Here is an 18,943-nt window from a genome sequence, read left to right as displayed (position 1 = left end):
CACATGCCAAGAGATATTCAAGCCAAACTGCTGATCGTCGACGATCTGCCTGAGAATCTGTTGGCCCTGGAAGCGCTGATCAAGCGCGACGACCGCCAAGTCTTCAAGGCGTTATCGGCCGATGAAGCGCTGTCCCTGCTCTTGCAGCATGACTTTGCCTTGGCAATCATCGATGTGCAGATGCCGGGCATGAACGGGTTCGAACTGGCCGAGCTGATGCGCGGCACGGAAAAGACCCGCAGCATTCCCATTATTTTCGTCAGTGCCGCCGGCCGCGAGCGCAATTACGCGTTCACCGGTTATGAAAATGGCGCGGTGGATTTCTTGCACAAGCCGCTGGACACCCACGCGGTCAAAAGCAAGGTCAACGTGTTCGTCGAGCTCTATCGCCAGCGCAAGGCAATGAAGGAACAAGTGATTGCCCTCGAGCAAAGCCGTCGGGAGCAGGAGCAGTTGCTCAAGGAGTTGCAAGCCACCCGCAGCGAGCTCGAGCAGGCGGTGCGCATGCGTGACGACTTCATGTCGATCGTCGCCCATGAGGTGCGTACGCCGCTCAATGGCTTGATCCTCGAAACGCAGCTGCGCAAGATGCACCTGGCGCGGGACAACGCAGCGGCGTTCACCTTGGATAAGGTGAAGGCGATGGTGGAGCGCGATGAACGCCAGATCAAAAGCCTGATCCGCTTGATCGAGGACATGCTGGACGTCTCTCGCATTCGAACCGGCAAGCTGTCCATTCGTCCGACCCGCTTCAACCTGACGGCGCTGGTGCAGAACCTGCTGCGCAACTTCCAGCCGCAGATCGCTGCCGCCGAATGCACGCTGAGCTGCACGGCCGAACCGTTGGTAGAAGGGCACTGGGATGAGTTCCGCATCGAGCAGGTGGTGTCGAATCTGCTGACGAATGCGCTGCGCTATGGCAGCAAGAGTCCAATTGACGTGCGGGTCTACAAGACGCCCGACCATGCTTGCGTCGAAGTCCAGGACCAGGGCATCGGTATCAGCGAAGAGAATCAGAGGCGCGTCTTCCAGCAATTCGAGCGGGTTTCCTCCAAGGCCGCCACGGCGGGCCTTGGGTTGGGCTTGTTCATCTCCGAACAGATCGTTACCGCCCATGGCGGCAGCATCACGGTCGATAGCCGCCTCAACGAAGGGGCGTTGTTTCGCGTTTGTCTGCCTTTTCAGAAAACTGGCGAACGGACGCAACCTCTGAGTGACCCCAGGGTCGTATCAGCAGCTATTGATCCAACAAAGGCTTCTCATGAGTGAAGATGCGCAAGACGTTGTTCTGATCGTCGAGGATGACCCCTCGATCCTGATGGTGCTGTCGGCTTACCTGTCCGGCGAAGGCTATCGCGTGCTGCAGGCCGAAAACGGTGAGCAGGCGTTCGAGATCCTCGCGAGCAAGCCCCATCTGGACATGATGATTACCGACTTCCGCCTGCCCGGCGGCATTTCCGGCGTGCAGATCGCCGAGCCGGCGGTGAGGTTGCGTCCTGACCTGAAGGTCATCTTCATCAGCGGTTACGCCCAGGAAGTGCGCGAGACCGACAGCCCGATCACCCGCAAGGCGCCGATCCTGGACAAGCCGTTTGACTTGGATGTGCTGCAGAAAATCATGCAAAAAATGTTGTCCTGACTTCAAACACTTCAGGGGTACCCACTCAATATTCTCTGCTCGATGCCTATGTAACTGAACACTGCATCGTCAGAAGGTGTCGCCGGTAGTGTCAGCCTGATAATCGGCACCACCACCATTCCTCCGGATTGAATGTAATGGGCCCATTGGTCTCGCTGGGCGTCTTCCAGTCCGCCTTCGGTATAAAAAAAAGCCTCAATGGGAACCGAAGCGGGGTTGTTCAACTGTGGCCACGTGGCGAGGATGAGCTCGATATAGGCATAGTTTCCCTCGAAAAAACCGGCGAGGTTGTGGGCTCGAATGGTCTCTGCAAAGGATCTCGCGCTGGCATTGTTCGTTCGGTTATCGACGTCAAAACCGCACCATGCACCGTGGGCATCCCGGTTCTGTACCCATTGCTCTGCGGTAGTGATGCCCAGTGTCTGGCAACGTTGACTTTGATGGCGTTGGGTAGCATCAGTGAAAGGGTAAGCGCCACAGCCGGGCTTCTCCCGATTGTTGGTTGCTCCGTCCATAGGGAAGGCGCATAGGACCTTTACGTGGAGAGTGTCGGGATCCCTGATCAAGTCCGGATAAAAAATGTAACCGCTGCGTTGCCCATAAACCAACCCCTGGAATTTCACATCCTTTCTCAGGAAGGAAAACGAAACCCCGCCGCTACCTTGCGAGTATGGACTTGGATTCCAAGCGAAGTAATTGGATCCGCCTTTTGCCGCACGCAACATTACACCAGAGCAAAGAAAGCTCGGCCTTGTAGCGGAGCCGCAATCATCCCGAAGATCGTTGTATCGTTGATTCAGTTCGACTGCCACTTGGCCACCCGAGCGGCGCCAATCCGATGCGGAAGCAAACTCTACGGCACCACCTGTCAATGCGATCAGCAACGCCCATATGCCAATTTTTTTTTTCATGATCCACCTCAAACGCATTATTCATGCCTTGGAGGGTTCTCCAGGGCTGTGCGTTAAAGATCTAATCAGGAAAAAACCGTCCGGATAACTGTCAACTCTTACAGCTATCCATCAGTGCGATCTGCATTCAAGATATTGCGTCTTCTAAACCTTGATCATTTCCCGCACCTTCGCCGTCAATAGATCAAACGTGAACGGCTTGGTGATCATTTGCATGCCAGGGTCCAGGAAGCCACCGCGCACGGCTGCGTGTTCGGCGTACCCGGTGATGAACAGTACCTTGAGATCCGGGCGGATCTGCCGGCCGATTTCCGCCAGTTGCCGCCCGTTCATCCCAGGAAGGCCCACGTCGCTGATCAACAGGTCGATGCGCTGGCTCGATTGCAGGATCGGCATCGCGCCGTTGGCGTCGCCGGCCTCGACGAAGGCATAGCCCAACTCGCTCAGCACCGCACAGACCAATACCCGCACCGCTGGATCATCTTCGACGATCAGCACGGTTTCGCCATCCTGTGCATAAGGGGCCTGTTGGGCAACGGCCGACGGTTCGTGTATTTCTTCGCCCACGAAGCGCGGCAGGTAAAGGTTCACCGTGGTGCCTTTGCCGACCTCGCTGTCGATGGTCACATGGCCCCGCGACTGCTTACTGAAACCATAGATCATCGAAAGACCCAGGCCGGTGCCCTGGCCGATGGGTTTGGTGGTGAAGAAGGGGTCGAACGCTCGGTTGATCACCGCTTCAGGCATCCCGCAACCACTGTCTTGCACGCTCAGCACCACGTAGTCACCGGGCTCCAGGTTGGTGTAGGCGTCGGTGAAACCGGTGTCCAGGTATTGATTGAAGGTCTGCACCACCAGTTTCCCGCCATCGGGCATGGCGTCCCGGGCGTTGAGCACCAGATTGAGCAGGGCGCTTTCCAGTTGGTTGGGGTCGGCTTCGGCGATCCAGAGCTGATCGTCCAGCTGCATGTCCAGGCGGATACTCTCGTTGAGGCTGCGTTGCAGCAACTCGCCCATGGACAACACCAGGGTGTTCATTTGCACGGCCTTGGAGTCCAGCGATTGCCGGCGTGAGAAGGCCAGCAACCGATGCGTCAGGCCTGCCGCCCGATTGGCCGACGTCACCCCCAGGTCGATCAGACTGTCGAGGTCTTCGGTACGGCCGCGGGCCAGGCGTCGGCGCAGCAGTTCGAGGCTGCCGATGATGCCGGTGAGCATGTTGTTGAAGTCATGGGCGATGCCGCCGGTGAGCTGTCCGACCGCTTCCATTTTCTGTGATTGGCGCAGGGCTTCTTCGTTATGACGCAGTTGGGCGGTGCGCTCCTCGACCTGTAGTTCAAGGGTTTCGAGGGTATTTTGCAGGCGCAGTTCGCTGTTGCTGAGGTCGATCAGGCGGTCCCGTGCTTCATATTGCCTTCGGCGTCCACGCAGCGCGGTGGTCACCAGGCTGACGAGCGTTACCGGGTGGAAGGGCCGTTCCAGGAACGTCACGTTGCCCAATTGTGCGCCGATGCGAGCGACCGGGTTGTGCTCGGGGCCACCGTGGTGAGTCAGCAGGACGATGGGCAGGTCGGACCAGGCCGGTTGCTGTTCGATGTGCTGGAACAGCGTTTCCATATCTGGCCCCACCAGGGCTTCGGAGGACACTACCAGCACGCCCGCCCCATGCTCCAGTTCTTCGCACAAACGACCCAAATGGCTGCAAACGACTCCGCCGAAACCGGCTTCGTTGAGAATCATCAGGGCAATCTGGCTGTCCCGTCCCAGCGGCGCGAGAATCAGCGCCCGCTCGGACAGTGGCGTCGCCGAAGTCACTGGGGGGCATCCTCGAGCAGCGGGTTGTCCGACCCCATATAAGTCGGTACGCCACGCAACACGCCCTGGAAAGCCTCCAATGGTTGGCCAATGGTCATGCTCTTCTTGCTGATGCGGTACTCACGGATAGTGGATTCATGGCTGCCGGTGCGTTTCTTGATAATGGATATCGCTCGGCGAACCTTGCCCAGCGCCTCGAAATAACGCAGCAGGATAACGGTGTCGGCCAGGTAGGTAATGTCCACCGGCGCCTGCATGTCGCCCACCAGACCGTGCTGCGCAACGGTCATGAACGTTGCCGCGCCCTTGCGATTGAGGTAGAGCAACAGTTCATGCATGTGCAGGACCAGGGCGTTTTCTTCCGGCATGGCGGCCTGGTAGCCGTTGATGCTATCGATCACGACCGTCTTGATGTCGCCCTCGTCGACGCAGCGACGCACGCGGTGGGAGAACTCGCCGGGCGACAGTTCCGCAGCGTCCACCTGTTCGATCAGCAGGTTCCCGGTTTCTTGCAGCGCACTCAAATCAATCCCGATGTGTCTCATGCGTTCGAACAGCAAGCCCATTTCTTCATCGAAGATGAACAGCGCAGCTTTTTCGCCACGTCGCACGGCGGCTGCCGCGAAGATCAACGCAATCAGGGATTTACCGGTACCGGCCGGGCCAAGGATCAGCGTGCTGGAGCCGGTCTCGATGCCACCGCCCAGCAGGGCGTCCATTTCCGCGATGCCGCTGGACAGTTGCTGGCGCAGGTACTGGCCACGGTGCTCGGCAGCCACCAGGCGAGGGAAGACATGCAAGCCGTCGCTCATGATGGTGAAGTCGTGGTAACCGCCTCGGTATTTCTGCCCGCGATACTTGACCACCCGAAGCCGGCGCCGCTCTGCGCCGTAGCTGGGGGTCAATTCCTCAAGGCGGATAACGCCGTGGGCCACGCTGTGCACGGTTTTGTCCAAGGATTCGGTGGTGAGATCGTCCAGCAGTAATACCGTGGCGTCGTAACGCACGAAATAGTGTTTGATCGCAAGGATCTGGCGGCGATAGCGCAGGGAGCTTTGCGCCAGCAGGCGGATCTCGGAGAGGCTGTCGAGCACGACTCGGGTCGGCTTGAATCGCTCGACCACTTCGAAGATCTGCCGGGTAGCTTCGCCCAACTCCAGGTCCGAGGAATACAGCAGGCTTTGCTGGTGCTCGGCATTGAGCAGGCTCTCGGGCGGGGTCAGTTCGAAAATATGGATGTTTTCATCCAGTGTCCACCCGTGGGAGGCTGCGCCCTGGCGCAGTTCACGCTCGGTTTCCGATAGCGTGATGTACAACGAGCGCTCGCCGGCCTGGGCGCCGGCCATCAGGAAGTGCAACGCAACCGTGGTTTTACCGGTACCCGGTTCGCCCTCCAGGAGGAACACATGACCCCGAGACAAACCACCGGAAAGGATGTCGTCCAGTCCCTCGATACCGGTGGCGGCTTTTGCGCTGATCGACTCGTTAGATGTAATCAAAAATAACCCTCTCATGACTAGGGGAGTGGGCAGTAGGCGGGGTATCGCCTGAAATGAACTGCCTGAACACTTGACCTTTGGCAGTGATGGCGGTTCCGCTTTCTTTGACAAAACGCGCACTGCTGCGCAACTTTCGGCTCGCGTCGATTGGCCTAGAGCCCTTGCTGCAGCGCCGGGTCGTCGGGGTTCAGTTGTTCCAATTGGGCCAGCAGGATTTGGACATTCTGCAACTGTCCAGTCTCTTTCCAATAGTTGATCAGCAGCACACGTGCCTTGCGGTCGGCGGGGTAGCGCTGGACGATTTCCTGCAGCTGTTTCTGCGCGGCTTCCACTTCCTGCTCGGCGTGCAACGTGGTTGCCAGGTCATAACGGTAATGCCTGTTCTCAGGCTCCAGCTCCACGGCTTTTGCCAGGCCGAGCACCGCGTATTCGCTCTGGCCGTGTTGCAGTAGCCACATGCCCAGCGCATGTTGCAGATAGGCGGATGCCGGCTGGGTTTGCAACTGGCGGGCGAGCAATTGTCGTGCGGCTTCAGCCTGGCCTTGCTTGTCCAGCACGTCGACCTGCATGACCAGCGCCGGCAGGTTGTCCGGTTGCAGGCGCAGCGCCTGTTCAAGTGCCTGCTGGGCTTTTTTCAGCTCGGCGTTGTGCAAATACAGGCGGGCGAGTTGATAAAGCGATTCGGTAGTCGGTGGCCCGTCGTTCAACACCTGTTTCCAGGTATCGACAGCGATCTGCATCGCTGCGAAATACAGGCCCAGTTCATCCGGCGAAGACCCCAGCAGCGCATCCACCGCAGCGAATCGGACGCTTGGCTCGTTGTCATCCAGCAGCGGGCCGAGCAACAGGCTGCGATGGGCGTTCGGCACCAGCCCGACGATACTGCCGATGGCCGCTCGCCGCACTTCTGGCGCTTCGCTTTGCAGGTCCGCCTGTGCCAGTTTCAGGGCTTGGGGGCTGGGGTAGTTGGGCAGTTCCGCGTGCAGCCATACCCGACGCTTGGGCGACAGGTCCGGACGTCCCAATTGCTGATACAACATCCGCGCGGCGCCGGGCTGGCCATTGCGTGCTTGTTCCAGGGCTTCGCTGTAACCGCGCTTGATAGCCTCGGGAATCTGCGGCGTCGTACCGCGCTGCCATATCGCGACAAGACCGATCGCCAACACAACGGCAAGACTGAGGAGCAGGTAGCGGCGAGGCGAGGGCATGCAGGTAATCCATAACCAGGAGCGTGAAATGTCGCAAGCTTCGGTCAGGCCGCGACCTTAGTCAAACCTTGTGGCTATCCGCGCACGAAACGTATCGGCGATCGACCAAAAAAAGCCCCGCGTCCAGATGGGAGGCGGGGCAAAAATTTGGCTGGTTGCGGCCAACCAAAGGAGCTCGGTTGAGCCGGCTGGTCAGTTGCGGGCGACGGTTTCCGGTTGCCAGCCGCCGCCGAGGGCCTTGTAGATCGCGACGATGCCGCGATACAGGTCGACTTCGGCCTGGGCCTGGCTATCTTCCGCAGCCAGGCGCTCACGTTGGGCGTCGAGGAGCACGAGGAAATCCTCCGTGCCTTCGCGGTAGCGAATTTCGGCGAGGTTGGCGGCCGCGCGGCTCGATTCGCTCTGGCGGATCAGCGAGATCAGCCGTTGCTGGCGCTTGCCGTAGTCGCTGAAAGCATTTTCCGATTCTTCCAAGGCCAGCAGCACTTGTTGCTCGTAGTTCGCCAGGGCGCCATCCGCCTCGGCGCTGGCACCGCGCAGGCGAGCCCGCACGCTGCCCAAGTCGAAAGCTGCCCAGGTAATGCTCGGACCCAGTGCCCAGGCATTGGCCGCCGAAGAGCCGATCTGCGAACCGCGTCCAGCGGTAAAGCCGAGGAAGCCGCTGAGGCTGACCCGTGGGAACAGGTCGGCCTTGGCCACGCCGATGCGTGCCGTGGCGGCTGCCAACTGACGCTCGGCGCTGAGCACGTCCGGGCGGCGTTGCAGCAGTTGACCGGGGTCGCCAATCGGCAGGGCCTTGGCAATGGCCGGCAACTGTTTGGGGCTCAGGTCCACGCTCAGCTTGTCCGGCCGCTCGCCCAGCAATGTCGCGATGCGGTTGCGCTGGCGGGCCTGTTCGGCTTGCAGTTGCGGCACGCTGGCTTCCACTGCGGCCAGCCGAGCATCGGCACGGACCACATCGAGTTGATCGCCGACGCCGGCATCGCGCAGGCTTTCGGTGATCTTGCGTGACGCCTGCTGGTTGTCCAGGTTCGCCAGGGCAATCTTCTCCCGAAGCTGGGCGCCGCGCAGTTGGCCGTAGGCATCCACCAGTTCGGCGATCATCGTCACCTGCAACTGGTAGAGGTCGGCTTCGGTGGCCTGCTGGTCGGCGTCGGTGGCCTCCAGGTTACGCCGGATGCGACCGAACAAGTCCAGCTCCCAGGCCATATCCAGGCCCAGGTCGTAGCGCTCGCTGTTGACCCGATCATCGGTCTGGCCCATCGGGTTCTGCCCCTTGCCCAACTCGCTGCTGGCACGGCTGGTGATGGTCGGCATGGCGTCATTGCTGGCGTCATCGCGAATCGCACGGGCGGCCCGCAGACGGGCGAAGGCCACGCGCAACTCGCGGTTGCCTTCCAGGGAGCGGGTCACCAACGCGTTGAGGGTCGGGTCGTCGAACTGCTGCCACCAGATGCCTTCGAAGCGCGCGCGGTCGAAGTTTTTCTGGCCGGCGGCGCCGTCGGTGGCGGTGGTGATATTCGCCGCCTCCGTTTCTGGCTCCTTGTAGTCCGGGCCCACGGCGCAGGCACTCAGTGCCAGGACCAGCAAGCTCGGAATGAACACTTTCAAACTCATTGTTGCGCCTCCAGTTTCAAGGCCCGGGCCGCTTTGCGGGCCTCGCTGCGCTCGACAAAGTTGCGGATCAATACATAGAACACGGGCGTCAGCAGCAGACCAAAGAACGTCACGCCGAGCATCCCCGAGAACACCGCGACACCCATGGCATGGCGCATTTCCGCACCGGCGCCGCTGGAGAACACCAGGGGCACCACACCCATGATGAAGGCGAACGAGGTCATCAGGATCGGCCGCAGACGCAGGCGGCAGGCTTCGAGCACGGCGGCCAGCGGGGTCATGCCTTCGAGCTGTTTATCCTTGGCGAACTCGACGATCAGAATCGCGTTCTTACAGGCAAGCCCCACCAGTACGATCAAGCCGATCTGCGTGAAGATGTTGTTGTCACCGCCCGACAGAATCACACCGGTGATGGCCGACAGCAGGGTCATCGGAACGATCAGGATGACCGCCAACGGCAGGCTCCAGCTTTCGTACTGTGCCGCGAGTACCAGGAACGCCAGCAGGACGCAGAGCGGGAACACGAACAGCGCGGTGTTGCCCGAGAGGATCTGCTGGTACGTCAGGTCGGTCCACTCGTAGGTCATGCCGTTGGGCAGTTCGTCCTTGAGCAGTTTCTCGATGGCTTTTTCAGCCTGGCCGGAGCTGTAGCCCGGGGCGGCGGCACCGTTGATTTCAGCGGTAATGAAACCGTTGTAGTGCATCACGCGGTCCGGCCCCGAGGTGTCGCTGACCTTGATGAAGGTCGCCAGCGGGATCATCTCGCCACGGTTGTTACGTACCTTGAGCTGGCCGATCTGGTCCGACTCGAGGCGGAACTGCTGCTCGGCCTGGACGTTGACCTGATAGGTGCGGCCGAAGCGGTTGAAGTCGTTGGCATACAGCGAACCCAGGTAAATCTGCAGGGTGTCGAAGATATCGCTGACAGCCACGCCGTGGGTCTTGGCTTTTTCACGGTCGATGGCGGCATCGACCTGGGGCACGTTCACGGTGTAGCTGGTGAACAGACCGGCCAGTTCCGGCACGTTGTGGCTCTTGGTGATGATGTTCATGGTTTCTTTGTACAGCTCGTCGTAGCCCAGGTTGCCCCGGTCTTCGATTTGCAGGCGGAAACCACCGATAGTGCCCAGGCCTTGTACTGGCGGCGGCGGGAAGATCGCCATGTAGGCTTCCTGGATTTCCGAGTACTGGCCGTTCAACGCACCGGCGATCGCACCGGCCGACATGCTCGGGTCCTTGCGCTCGTTAAAAGGCTTGAGGGTGACGAACACGATGCCGGAGTTCGGGCTGTTGGTGAAACCGTTGATCGACAGGCCCGGGAAGGCCACCGCGCTTTCAACGCCTGGCTGTTTGAGGGCCATGTCGGACATGCGTTTGATCACGTCTTCGGTGCGGTCCAGGCTCGCGGCGTCCGGCAATTGGGCGAAGGCCACCAGGTATTGCTTGTCCTGGCCAGGCACGAAACCGGTCGGTGTGCTCGAGAAGCCGAAGAACGTCAGCACCATCAGGCCTGCGTACAGGACGAGGGCAATGCCGCTGCTGCGGATTACGCGGCCGACGGCGCCCACATAGCTGTGGCTGGCGCGGTCGAAGAAACGGTTGAACGGTCGGAACAGCCAGCCGCCGAAGATCTTGTCGAGGAACCGCGAGAAACGGTCCTTGGGCGCGTCATGGCTCTTGAGCAATACCGCGGCCAGCGCTGGCGACAGGGTCAGCGAGTTGAACGCCGAGATCACCGTCGAGATGGCAATGGTCAAGGCAAACTGCTTATAGAACTGTCCGGTCAAGCCACTGATGAAGGCCGCTGGCACGAACACCGCGCACAGCACCAGTGCCGTGGCAATGATCGGCCCCGTCACTTCGCCCATGGCGCGCTTGGTCGCTTCCACCGGCGTGAGCCCGAGGCCGATGTTCCGTTCGACGTTCTCCACCACCACGATGGCGTCGTCCACGACGATCCCGATGGCCAATACCAGGCCGAATAGCGACAGCGCGTTAAGGGAGAAGCCGAACAGGTGCATGACCGCGAAGGTACCGATCAGCGACACCGGAACGGCCACCAACGGGATGATCGAGGCGCGCCAGGTCTGTAGGAACAGGATGACGACCAGCACCACGAGAATCAGCGCTTCGAACAGGGTGTGGACCACCGCTTCGATGGAGCCGCGCACGAAAATCGTCGGGTCATAGACGATGCTGTAGTCCATGCCGGCCGGGAAGCCTTTCTTCAACTCGTCCATTTTCTCGCGCACATCGTTGGAAATCTGGATGGCGTTGGAGCCTGGGCGCTGGAAGATCGGGATCGCTACCGCCGGCTGGTTGTCGAGCAACGAGCGCAGGGCGTATTGGCTGGAACCCAGCTCAATCCGTGCGATGTCTTTCAGGCGAGTGATTTCACCGTTGGCGCCAGAACGGATGATGATGTTCTCGAACTCTTCTTCGCTCACTAGGCGACCCTGGGTGTTGACCGAGAGTTGAAACGCCTGTGCATTCGGCGCTGGCGGGGCGCCCAGGGCACCGGCGGCAACCTGGCGGTTCTGTTCACGGATCGCCGTGACCACGTCGGTGGCGGTCAGGTTGCGCGAAGCGGTCTTGTTCGGATCCAGCCAGACCCGCAAGGAGTAATCGCCCATGCCGAACAGCTGCACATCACCCACGCCGCCGAGGCGCGCCAGCTCATCCTTGATGTTGAGCAAGGCGTAGTTGGACAGGTAGAGCATGTCGTAGCGTTGGTCCGGCGAGGTCAAGTGCACGACCATCGTCAGGTCGGGCGATGCCTTGTCCACCGTGATACCGATGCGGGTCACTTCCTCCGGCAACTTGGGCTCGGTTCGGGTGACGCGGTTCTGCACCTGCACCTGGGCGTTGTCCAGGTCGGTGCCCAGGGCAAAGGTGATGGTCAGGGTGATCTTGCCGTCGGCGGTGGACTGCGAGGACATGTACAGCATGTTCTCGACACCGGTGATGGCTTGCTCCAAGGGCGCGGCAACGGTTTCGCCGATCACTTTGGGGTTGGCGCCTGGGAAGTTGGCGCGCACGACCACGGTCGGTGGCACGACTTCCGGGTATTCGCTGATCGGTAGCTGGAATAGCGAGATGGCGCCGGCGATCAGGATCAGCAGCGAGAGCACCGCGGCAAAGATCGGCCGTGAAATGAAGAACTGGGAAAATTTCATCTTGAGTTCAGTCCCTTAACCGCGTGGGGACGCAGAGGCCAGTTTGCCTGCCGATCCGGACGGCGCCTTGGCGGGCGCGACCTGAGGCAAGTTGCTGGCTTCGAGCGCTTTGCGTTGTTGTGCCAGGGCGGCGAGGGTGGCTTCGCTGGCCATCGGCACCGTTTCAGGCGTAACCGGCGAACCTGGACGGGCGCGTTGCAGGCCCTTGACGATGATGGTGTCGTCCTTGCTCAAGCCGTTGCGCACGATGCGCAGGCCTTCGATCTTCGGCCCCAGCTCGACGGCGCGGTACGCAGGCTTGTTCTCGGCGTCCATCACCAGCACGAATTTCTTGCCAAGGTCGGTGCCGACGGCTTCGTCGTTGATCAGCACGGCGGAGTAGGTGCCGCTGCCCACCAGCTTCAGGCGAGTGTAGAGGCCTGGCGTGAAGGCGCCGTCCTTGTTGTCGAATACCGCGCGACCGCGGATGGTGCCGGTCTGCGGGTTGACCTGGTTGTCGACGAAGTTCATCTGGCCCAGGTGCGGGTTGCCGTCTTCGTTGGACAGGCCCATGTAGACCGGCGTGGCCTGGCCGCGCTGGCCCTGGCGGGCGAGTTGGGTGTACTTGAGGAAGACGCGCTCGTCGGCGTCGAAGTAGGCGTAGACCTTGTCGGTGGACACGACGCTGGTCAGCGGCGTGACGTCGGCGGTCACCAGGTTGCCAGCGGTGATCTCCGCACGGCTGACGCGGCCGCTGATGGGCGAGGTGACTCGGGTGAAGCTCAGGTTCAGTTTCGCCAGGTCCAACTGCGCCTGGATGCCCGCTACGGCGGCGCGAGCTTCCTGGGCCGCGGTGGTGCGCGAATCCGCCAGTTCGGCGGAGATGGCATTGCTCAAGCGCAGGCGTTCGCCACGCTGGGCTTCGTTCTCGCTGCGGGTTGCAGTGGCGCGGGCCTGGGCCAACTGGGCTTCGAGACGACGCACTTCTGCCTGGAAGGGGCGCGGGTCGATCTGGAACAGCAGGTCGCCTTTCTTGACCAGCGCACCTTCGGTGAAGGCCACTTCATCGATCTGCCCGGAAACACGCGGGCGAATCTCGACGGTTTCCGGCGCTTCGAGGCGTCCGGTGAATTCATCCCATTCGTTGACGGGCTGCTCCAGCACCTTGGCCACGCTGACTTTGGCCGCCGGCATGGAAGCTGCCGTGTCGGGAGTCTTGCCGCAAGCGCTGATCACCAGCACTGCCAACAGTGCGAGGGGAAAGCGCAGTTTAGAAAGTGAATGTTCCATGGATAGCATCCGCCAAGTGTATTGAGATGGCCGGATGATGCGTGGCGAGGCGCAGAGGAACGAATCGAATGAAGCAAAGGTAACTATCATTCGGAATGATATAAGCCATTGGCGAGCCCTCTGGAGCGGGGCTTTCGTTAGGTGGCTATCATTTGCAATGATGTTTCGGGCACGTCTTATGGCAGGTAAACATCATGAATACGCTTGATCGCACCCTCCTTGCGCAACGCTTCCACCGCCTCACGCAAGTCGTCGACAATCTTCGCCGAGCAGCGCCGCGAGCAGGCCAGGTAAAGGTCGGCGCTGCTGCCGACCGAACTCATCAGCAGTTTGCGCTTGGACACTTTCGGCCAGATGTAGCGACTCTCCGGGACACCGTTGAACCAGGCATCGATACGCCCCATCAGTAGCATCTGGGCAGGGTTGTCGCCGATGGCCAGGGGGTAGATCTGGTCGTCCCGGAAGCCCTCGGTGCGCAGGATCTCCTCTTGCGCGCTGCCCAGGCCGACGCCTATCTTGCGGAAGGTTTCTTTCGCTTGGGCGAAGCTGTCCACCTGCCGGTCGAGGCTGAAGAAGGCTCGCTCCATGGGCATGATCCGGGCGATCCAGGTGAAGCGATCCTCTCGCCCCGGAATGCGCGACAGGGGCGTTATCAAGTAATCGTGTTCTTCGCTCACGTGTTTCTGTGCCCTGGCCCAGGGAAGCAGATGGATCTTCGCGGTGTACCCGGCCCGGGTCATGGCTTGCACCGCGACATCGCCGATAATCCCGTGCCCCCTGGGGTCGTCGACGAAGGTCAGCGGGGGCGCGTCGAGGATGTGCAGTTCAAGCACCTGGGACTCGCTGCGGGCGTGATCGACTACCAGCAGCAACAGGCAGAGCAGGCACAATGCTTGGGTACGGCCATTCAAAACGCGGTTGATCCGGCTCATGATCGATACTTCAGGCATTGAAAGGGCGGGGCGCCATTCTACGCATGCCGGGCGCCAGTCACATCGTCTTGCAGGCCGCTGTGTCATGGGGACGCGCTTGCATACACGGCGCGTTCTTGTGTGGACATGTCCGCGTTTGTCATCCGGCCTGATTGCGTGTTCCTGAAGGTATAGATCATCCCGACGATAAAAACCCGGGTGCGCGGGATTTGATGTCAGGCGGGTGCACTCCATCGAACCTTGTAAAGCAGCGCCCCTTCAGAACCGCGCGCCCATGCCGATACAGCGCACATAACTTCTATTGCGCGGTCGCTTTCGAGCGCCCCAGCCAGGAAAATCAAGGCGTTCGTGTACTTGTACTCCCTACGATTTTCGCAGGTATGAACATAAGCGGACCTCAGGGAAAGAACCATGTCAGCCCATCCCCGGACCGAATTGGAAGGCGCCCTTGCCGCGTGCAAAGGCAGTTTTCTTTCCGTTGCCTTTTTCAGCTTTTTCGTCAACTTGCTGATGCTGGTCCCCTCGTTCTATATGCTGCAGGTCTACGACCGCGCAGTCGCCAGCACCAGCCTGTCGACGTTATTGATGTTGACGCTGATCATGCTGCTGATGATGACTACCATGGGCGGCCTGGAATGGGTTCGCTCTCGGATCATGGTGCGGATCAGCACGCGCCTGGACACGCTGCTTGGGCGGCGTCTGTTCGATGCGAGCTTCAAGCAGGCACTCAACTCCTGTGGCATGAACGCCACGGCCCAACCGCTGAGTGACTTGAATGCGTTGCGCCAGTTCCTGACTGGCAATGGTCTGTTCGCGTTTTTCGACACGCCGTGGATTCCGATTTACCTCACCGTCATGTTCATTTTCCATCCCTGGTACGGCTGGATGGGGCTGCTGAGCGCGTTATTGCTGGGGGCGCTGGCCTTCGTCAACGAGAAGCTGACCCACGCGCCGTTGCAAGCCGCCAACCGTGAACAGATGGCGGCCACCGCGTTTACCAACAAAAGCCTGCGCAACGCCGAAGTGGTTGAATCCATGGGCATGCTGGGCAGTCTGCGCCAGCGCTGGGATGGACAAACCTACAACATCCTGTCTTTGCAAAGTCTGGCCAGTGACCGCGCCACGAGCGTTGCCGCGGTGTCCAGGACGTTCCGCCAGATTGTCCAATCGCTGGTGCTGGGCCTTGGCGCATACCTGACGATCAATCAGGAGATTTCGCCGGGACTGATGATCGCCGGTTCGATTTTGCTCGGCCGCGCCCTGGCCCCCATCGATCAGTTGATCGGCGTCTGGAAAGGCTTTTTGAGTGCGCGGGGGCAATACGCCAGGCTGCATGAACTACTGCTCAAGATCGCCGCCGAACCGGAACGCATGTCGTTGCCGGCACCCGAAGGAGCGATCCGCGTCGAAGGGCTTTGTGTCGGATCGCCGAACAGCCGCCAGGCGATCATTCGTGGCCTGAGTTTCGAAGTGCCGGCGGGAGAGGTGGTGGGCATCATTGGTCCCAGCGGCGCCGGTAAGTCGACCCTCGCCAGAGCGCTGCTCGGGATCTGGCCTGGCCAGTCCGGCACGGTGCGCCTGGACGGCGCGGACATCAGCCAATGGCGCCGGGACGAATTGGGCCCGTACATTGGTTATCTGCCGCAAGACATCGAGTTGTTCGAGGGCACGATCAGCCAGAACATCTCACGCTTCGGCCCGGTGGACGCGCCCGCGGTGGTCGCTGCCGCACGCATGGCCGGGGTCCACGAGCTGGTGCTGCAACTGCCCGATGGCTACGACACCGTGATCGGCGCCAATGGTGGTGGATTGTCCGGTGGCCAGCGCCAGCGCATCGGTTTGGCCCGCGCGCTTTACGGCGAGCCCCGCCTGGTGGTGCTGGATGAACCGAACTCCAACCTGGACGACGCCGGAGAGAAGATGCTCACCGAGGCGCTGAAAAAGCTCAAGCAGAGTGGGGCCACGGTGTTCGTCATCACCCATCGTTCCGGGGTGCTGGCGCAGGTCGACAAACTGTTGGTCCTCAATCAAGGCGAGCTGAGCCTGTTCGGTCCACGGGACAAGGTGCTGGCGCGGTTGCAGGGCGCAGCCCCAGCCACCCAGCAGGTCGCCGCGGTTGAAGCGCAGAAAACGGGTGAACAGCTTTATGCAAAACAGTAGTCCCTCATCCGTCGACAGGGTCGGCTTGCCTATCGACGACAAACCGGTGCGCCGAGTGGGTTATCTGATGCTGCTGGTGACCTTCGGCCTGTTCGGCGGCTGGGCGACCCTGGCGCCGCTCAACAGCGCGGCGCTTGCGCCGGGCGTGGTCACGGTCAAAAGCTATCGCAAGACCGTGCAGCATCTGGAAGGCGGCATCGTCCGTGAACTGCGCGTGCATGACGGCGACTTGGTGAAGTTGGGCGATGTGCTGCTGGTGCTCGACAACACCCAGGCACGTTCGGAGATGGAGGCGATGCGCAGCCAGCTGATTGCCGCCCTCGAACTCGAAGCCCGGCTGGTGGCTGAACGTGATGCATTGCCCGAGCCGTTGGCCGTCCCGACCCTGGATCCTGCCGACCTGCGCGTACGCGAGGCCCGCGACAGCGAGGCGCGGATTTTCCAGACCCGCCGCACTTCGTTGCTCGGCGAGATCGCCTTGCTGGAGAAGTCCATCGGGCAGATCGAAGAACAGATTCGTGGCTACAAGGCCATCGTCGCCAGCAAACAATTGCTCGCGGTGTCCTATCAGGAAGAAATTTCCGATTTGCGTGCGTTGTTGGCTGAAGGCTACGTCGACAAGCAACGCCTTCGCGAGCAGGAGCGCAGCCTTGCGCGCCTGCACGCCGAAATTGCCGAAAGCCAGTCCGAAAGCGCGCGAGCGGGGGTTCATGTCGACGAAGCGCGGCTGAAGATACTTCAGCTGAAAAAAACCTTCGCTACCGAAGTCGCGGGTTTGCTCGGCGATGCGCGGACCAAGGTCTACGAGCTGCGTGAACGACTGGCCACCTTGCAGGATCGCGACCAGCGCACCGATATCCTTGCGCCAGAATCAGGCCGGATCATGGGCATGACGGTGCACACCCTGGGCGCCGTGGTCAGCCCTGGCACCGCGCTGCTGGACATTGTCCCGGCCAATGAGGAATTGATCGTCGAGGCGCAGGTTTCGCCAATGGACATTGACCGGATCAAGGTCGGCAAACTGGCGGGTATTCGCTTCAGCGCGTTCAAAAGCGGCACCACGCCCGTCATGGAAGGGCAGCTGGTGCAGGTATCCGCCGATCGCCTGGTCAACAAAGACACCGGCGCGCCTTATTACCTGGCGCGGGTGGCGTTGACCGACAACGGGCGCTTGGCGCTGGGCGACCTCGCTTTGGTGCCGGGTATGCCGGTGGAGGTGCTGATCAATACCGGCGCGCGGACGCTGCTGGAGTATTTGATGCAGCCTGCGAGCAATGCATTCGCCCGCTCGCTGATCGAGGATTGATATGAAGCCTCTGGTCCTGCTGTGCCTGGCGCTCATGCCGTTTGGCGCTCTAGCTGACAACGACGCTTACCTGGACCTCTGGCAATTGCATCAAGAGGCGCAGGGGGCGGATCCGCGCATCCTTCGGGCACAAGCCCTGATTCGCAGCGGAGAGGGCAACGAGCGAGCGGCCTTCGGTCAGTTGTTGCCGCAGCTCAACGCCAGCGGTAGCGTCAACCGCAGTCGGCGCGACGATGATCTGAGCCGTATCCAGTACAACGGCAAGCGCATGGCGGTGATGCTCAATCAGGTGATCTACGACCCGCAGGTCTGGCGCAGTTATCAGCGGTACGTGGAGCTGGCCCGGCAAAGCGAGTACGAATCCGACGATACCCAGGTGCAGGCCAGCATTGACCTGTCCGAGCGGTATTTTGCGGTGCTCGCAGCGGAAGACGAACTGGCTCTGGTGCGCAGCGAGCTCGGCGCGACCGAGCGCAACCTCAAGCGTCTCAACGCCCTCTATGCGCGCCAGATGGCGATGGTGACCGATACGTTGGACCTCGAGGCGCGCGTGGATGCGCTCAAGGCTGATGAGATCGAGGCCAGCAACAAGGTCGAGGTCAGCCGCGAAGCAGTGTCCGAACTGGTGGGGCGCGCCGTCACCGAGCCGTTCAAGCGCATCGCCGATAATCCGGCGTTCAGCTTGCCGGCACAAGCGCAGGATTATTGGGTGCAGACCGCGCTGGACAGCAACCCGGCGCTGCATGCGCGCGAACACAGTATCCGCGCCGCCGAGGCGGCTATCGGTGAAGCCAGGGCCGGGCATCTGCCCCGACTGGGCCTCAACCTGATGGCGCAACGCAGCGACATCGGCTATGAAGGCGCGTTGGCGCCTCGCTCGGACAACCTCGTCGCGTCCCTCGATTTGCAAGTTCCGCTTTACAGTGGCGGCGCCACCCGTGCCCGAGTCTCAAGTTCCGAAAGCGACAAGGAAGTCGCCCAGCAGGAACTGGAAGCCTTGCGACGCCAGGTCATCAAGGAAACCCGTACGGCCTACCTGGGCATGAGCGCCGAGCTGAGTCGTATCAAGGCGACGCGCCGCGCTTTGGATTCCGCTGAAAAGTCCCGGGTCGCCACCGAAAAAGCCTTCACCTACGGCGTCAAGAATGCCGTGGATGTACTCGATAGCATCAAGGAGGAGTTTCGCGCGCGGCGTGATTTCCTTCAGTCCCAATACCGCTTCGTCACCAGCCTGCTGGTCCTGCACCGCTGGAGCGGAAGGTTGGGGGAGGGGGATATCCGCAAAGCCAACGAATGGCTCGTTGCCCCCGCCTCGTCGGATATACGGTCAAAAAATGATGGCTAAGTAATATTATTGACGCCATTTTTCGGGCAAAATGAACCACTTGTCGCGGCCGCACCCGGGAAAGGC

13 protein-coding genes are annotated in these 18,943 nt (G+C 61.0%); 5 read left to right on the top strand and 8 right to left on the bottom strand.

The genetic code is table 11. The features are described from left to right. The first annotated feature begins 3 nt into the window (after window positions 1-3). Together HU742_RS13175 and HU742_RS13170 are read left to right on the top strand one after the other, a co-directional pair. Entirely contained in the window at window positions 4-1,269 is a 1,266-nt protein-coding gene (locus tag HU742_RS13175) for a hybrid sensor histidine kinase/response regulator (RefSeq protein ID WP_186632671.1), read from the top strand. After that, window positions 1,262-1,639, top strand: a complete 378-nt coding sequence (locus HU742_RS13170; RefSeq protein ID WP_186632668.1) for a response regulator — start codon at window positions 1,262-1,264, stop codon at window positions 1,637-1,639. Before HU742_RS13175 ends, HU742_RS13170 begins: the two co-directional genes overlap by 8 nt. A gap of 11 nt (window positions 1,640-1,650) precedes the next feature. Here HU742_RS13170 and HU742_RS13165 read toward each other — a convergent pair whose 3' ends face one another. The 8 genes from HU742_RS13165 to HU742_RS13130 form a co-directional block, all read right to left on the bottom strand. Beyond that, window positions 1,651-2,550 carry a halovibrin HvnA gene (locus tag HU742_RS13165; protein ID WP_186642765.1) on the bottom strand — a complete coding sequence of 300 codons (900 nt, stop codon included), beginning with the start codon at window positions 2,548-2,550 and terminating at the stop codon, window positions 1,651-1,653. 144 nt (window positions 2,551-2,694) lie between these two features. Further along, the gene (locus HU742_RS13160) at window positions 2,695-4,365 is read right to left on the bottom strand and encodes an ATP-binding protein (RefSeq protein ID WP_186632662.1); all 1,671 of its coding nucleotides are present in this window, start codon (window positions 4,363-4,365) and stop codon (window positions 2,695-2,697) included. Next, window positions 4,362-5,864, bottom strand: a complete 1,503-nt coding sequence (locus tag HU742_RS13155; RefSeq protein ID WP_186642764.1) for an ATPase domain-containing protein — start codon at window positions 5,862-5,864, stop codon at window positions 4,362-4,364. Before HU742_RS13155 ends, HU742_RS13160 begins: the two co-directional genes overlap by 4 nt. Before the next feature lie 152 nt (window positions 5,865-6,016). After that, on the bottom strand, window positions 6,017-7,072 hold the full coding sequence (locus HU742_RS13150; RefSeq protein WP_186632656.1) for a tetratricopeptide repeat protein: 1,056 nt from the start codon (window positions 7,070-7,072) through the stop codon (window positions 6,017-6,019). 192 nt (window positions 7,073-7,264) lie between these two features. After that, window positions 7,265-8,689 (bottom strand): efflux transporter outer membrane subunit, encoded by a 1,425-nt coding sequence (locus tag HU742_RS13145; RefSeq protein ID WP_186642763.1) that lies wholly within the window; start codon window positions 8,687-8,689, stop codon window positions 7,265-7,267. Continuing rightward, window positions 8,686-11,865: an efflux RND transporter permease subunit gene (locus HU742_RS13140; protein WP_186642762.1), complete on the bottom strand. Its 3,180-nt coding sequence runs from the start codon at window positions 11,863-11,865 to the stop codon at window positions 8,686-8,688. The genes HU742_RS13145 and HU742_RS13140 overlap by 4 nt, the downstream gene beginning before the upstream one ends. 15 nt (window positions 11,866-11,880) lie before the next feature. Then, window positions 11,881-13,134 (bottom strand): multidrug efflux RND transporter periplasmic adaptor subunit MexE, encoded by a 1,254-nt coding sequence (gene mexE / locus HU742_RS13135; RefSeq protein ID WP_186642761.1) that lies wholly within the window; start codon window positions 13,132-13,134, stop codon window positions 11,881-11,883. Window positions 13,135-13,310: 176 nt separating this feature from the next. Then, window positions 13,311-14,066, bottom strand: a complete 756-nt coding sequence (locus HU742_RS13130; protein WP_186632644.1) for a substrate-binding periplasmic protein — start codon at window positions 14,064-14,066, stop codon at window positions 13,311-13,313. Window positions 14,067-14,477: 411 nt separating this feature from the next. Here HU742_RS13130 and HU742_RS13125 point away from each other — a divergent pair, with 411 nt between their 5' ends. From HU742_RS13125 to HU742_RS13115, 3 genes are read left to right on the top strand one after another with little or no spacing between them, the layout of a single operon-like run. After that, window positions 14,478-16,226, top strand: a complete 1,749-nt coding sequence (locus HU742_RS13125) for a type I secretion system permease/ATPase (protein ID WP_186642760.1) — start codon at window positions 14,478-14,480, stop codon at window positions 16,224-16,226. Next, window positions 16,213-17,532 (top strand): HlyD family type I secretion periplasmic adaptor subunit, encoded by a 1,320-nt coding sequence (locus tag HU742_RS13120; RefSeq protein WP_186632638.1) that lies wholly within the window; start codon window positions 16,213-16,215, stop codon window positions 17,530-17,532. The genes HU742_RS13125 and HU742_RS13120 overlap by 14 nt, the downstream gene beginning before the upstream one ends. 1 nt (window position 17,533) lies before the next feature. After that, window positions 17,534-18,877 (top strand): TolC family protein, encoded by a 1,344-nt coding sequence (locus tag HU742_RS13115; RefSeq protein WP_186642759.1) that lies wholly within the window; start codon window positions 17,534-17,536, stop codon window positions 18,875-18,877. Window positions 18,878-18,943: the final 66 nt, after the last annotated feature.

The organism is Pseudomonas marvdashtae (assembly GCF_014268655.2).
Taxonomy (GTDB): Bacteria; Pseudomonadota; Gammaproteobacteria; order Pseudomonadales; family Pseudomonadaceae; genus Aquipseudomonas; species Aquipseudomonas marvdashtae.
This window is presented reverse-complemented; position numbering and strand designations above follow the sequence as displayed.

What these genes read in the sequence shown, in the direction of transcription:
- HU742_RS13120 (WP_186632638.1), top strand. Translation starts at nt 16,213, where the DNA reads ATGCAAAACAGTAGTCCCTCATCCGTCGACAGGGTCGGCTTGCCTATC.
- HU742_RS13170 (WP_186632668.1), top strand. Translation starts at nt 1,262, where the DNA reads ATGAGTGAAGATGCGCAAGACGTTGTTCTGATCGTCGAGGATGACCCC.
- HU742_RS13140 (WP_186642762.1), bottom strand. Translation starts at nt 11,865, where the DNA reads ATGAAATTTTCCCAGTTCTTCATTTCACGGCCGATCTTTGCCGCGGTG.
- HU742_RS13150 (WP_186632656.1), bottom strand. Translation starts at nt 7,072, where the DNA reads ATGCCCTCGCCTCGCCGCTACCTGCTCCTCAGTCTTGCCGTTGTGTTG.
- HU742_RS13175 (WP_186632671.1), top strand. Translation starts at nt 4, where the DNA reads ATGCCAAGAGATATTCAAGCCAAACTGCTGATCGTCGACGATCTGCCT.
- HU742_RS13115 (WP_186642759.1), top strand. Translation starts at nt 17,534, where the DNA reads ATGAAGCCTCTGGTCCTGCTGTGCCTGGCGCTCATGCCGTTTGGCGCT.
- mexE (WP_186642761.1), bottom strand. Translation starts at nt 13,134, where the DNA reads ATGGAACATTCACTTTCTAAACTGCGCTTTCCCCTCGCACTGTTGGCA.
- HU742_RS13125 (WP_186642760.1), top strand. Translation starts at nt 14,478, where the DNA reads ATGTCAGCCCATCCCCGGACCGAATTGGAAGGCGCCCTTGCCGCGTGC.
- HU742_RS13130 (WP_186632644.1), bottom strand. Translation starts at nt 14,066, where the DNA reads ATGAGCCGGATCAACCGCGTTTTGAATGGCCGTACCCAAGCATTGTGC.
- HU742_RS13165 (WP_186642765.1), bottom strand. Translation starts at nt 2,550, where the DNA reads ATGAAAAAAAAAATTGGCATATGGGCGTTGCTGATCGCATTGACAGGT.
- HU742_RS13145 (WP_186642763.1), bottom strand. Translation starts at nt 8,689, where the DNA reads ATGAGTTTGAAAGTGTTCATTCCGAGCTTGCTGGTCCTGGCACTGAGT.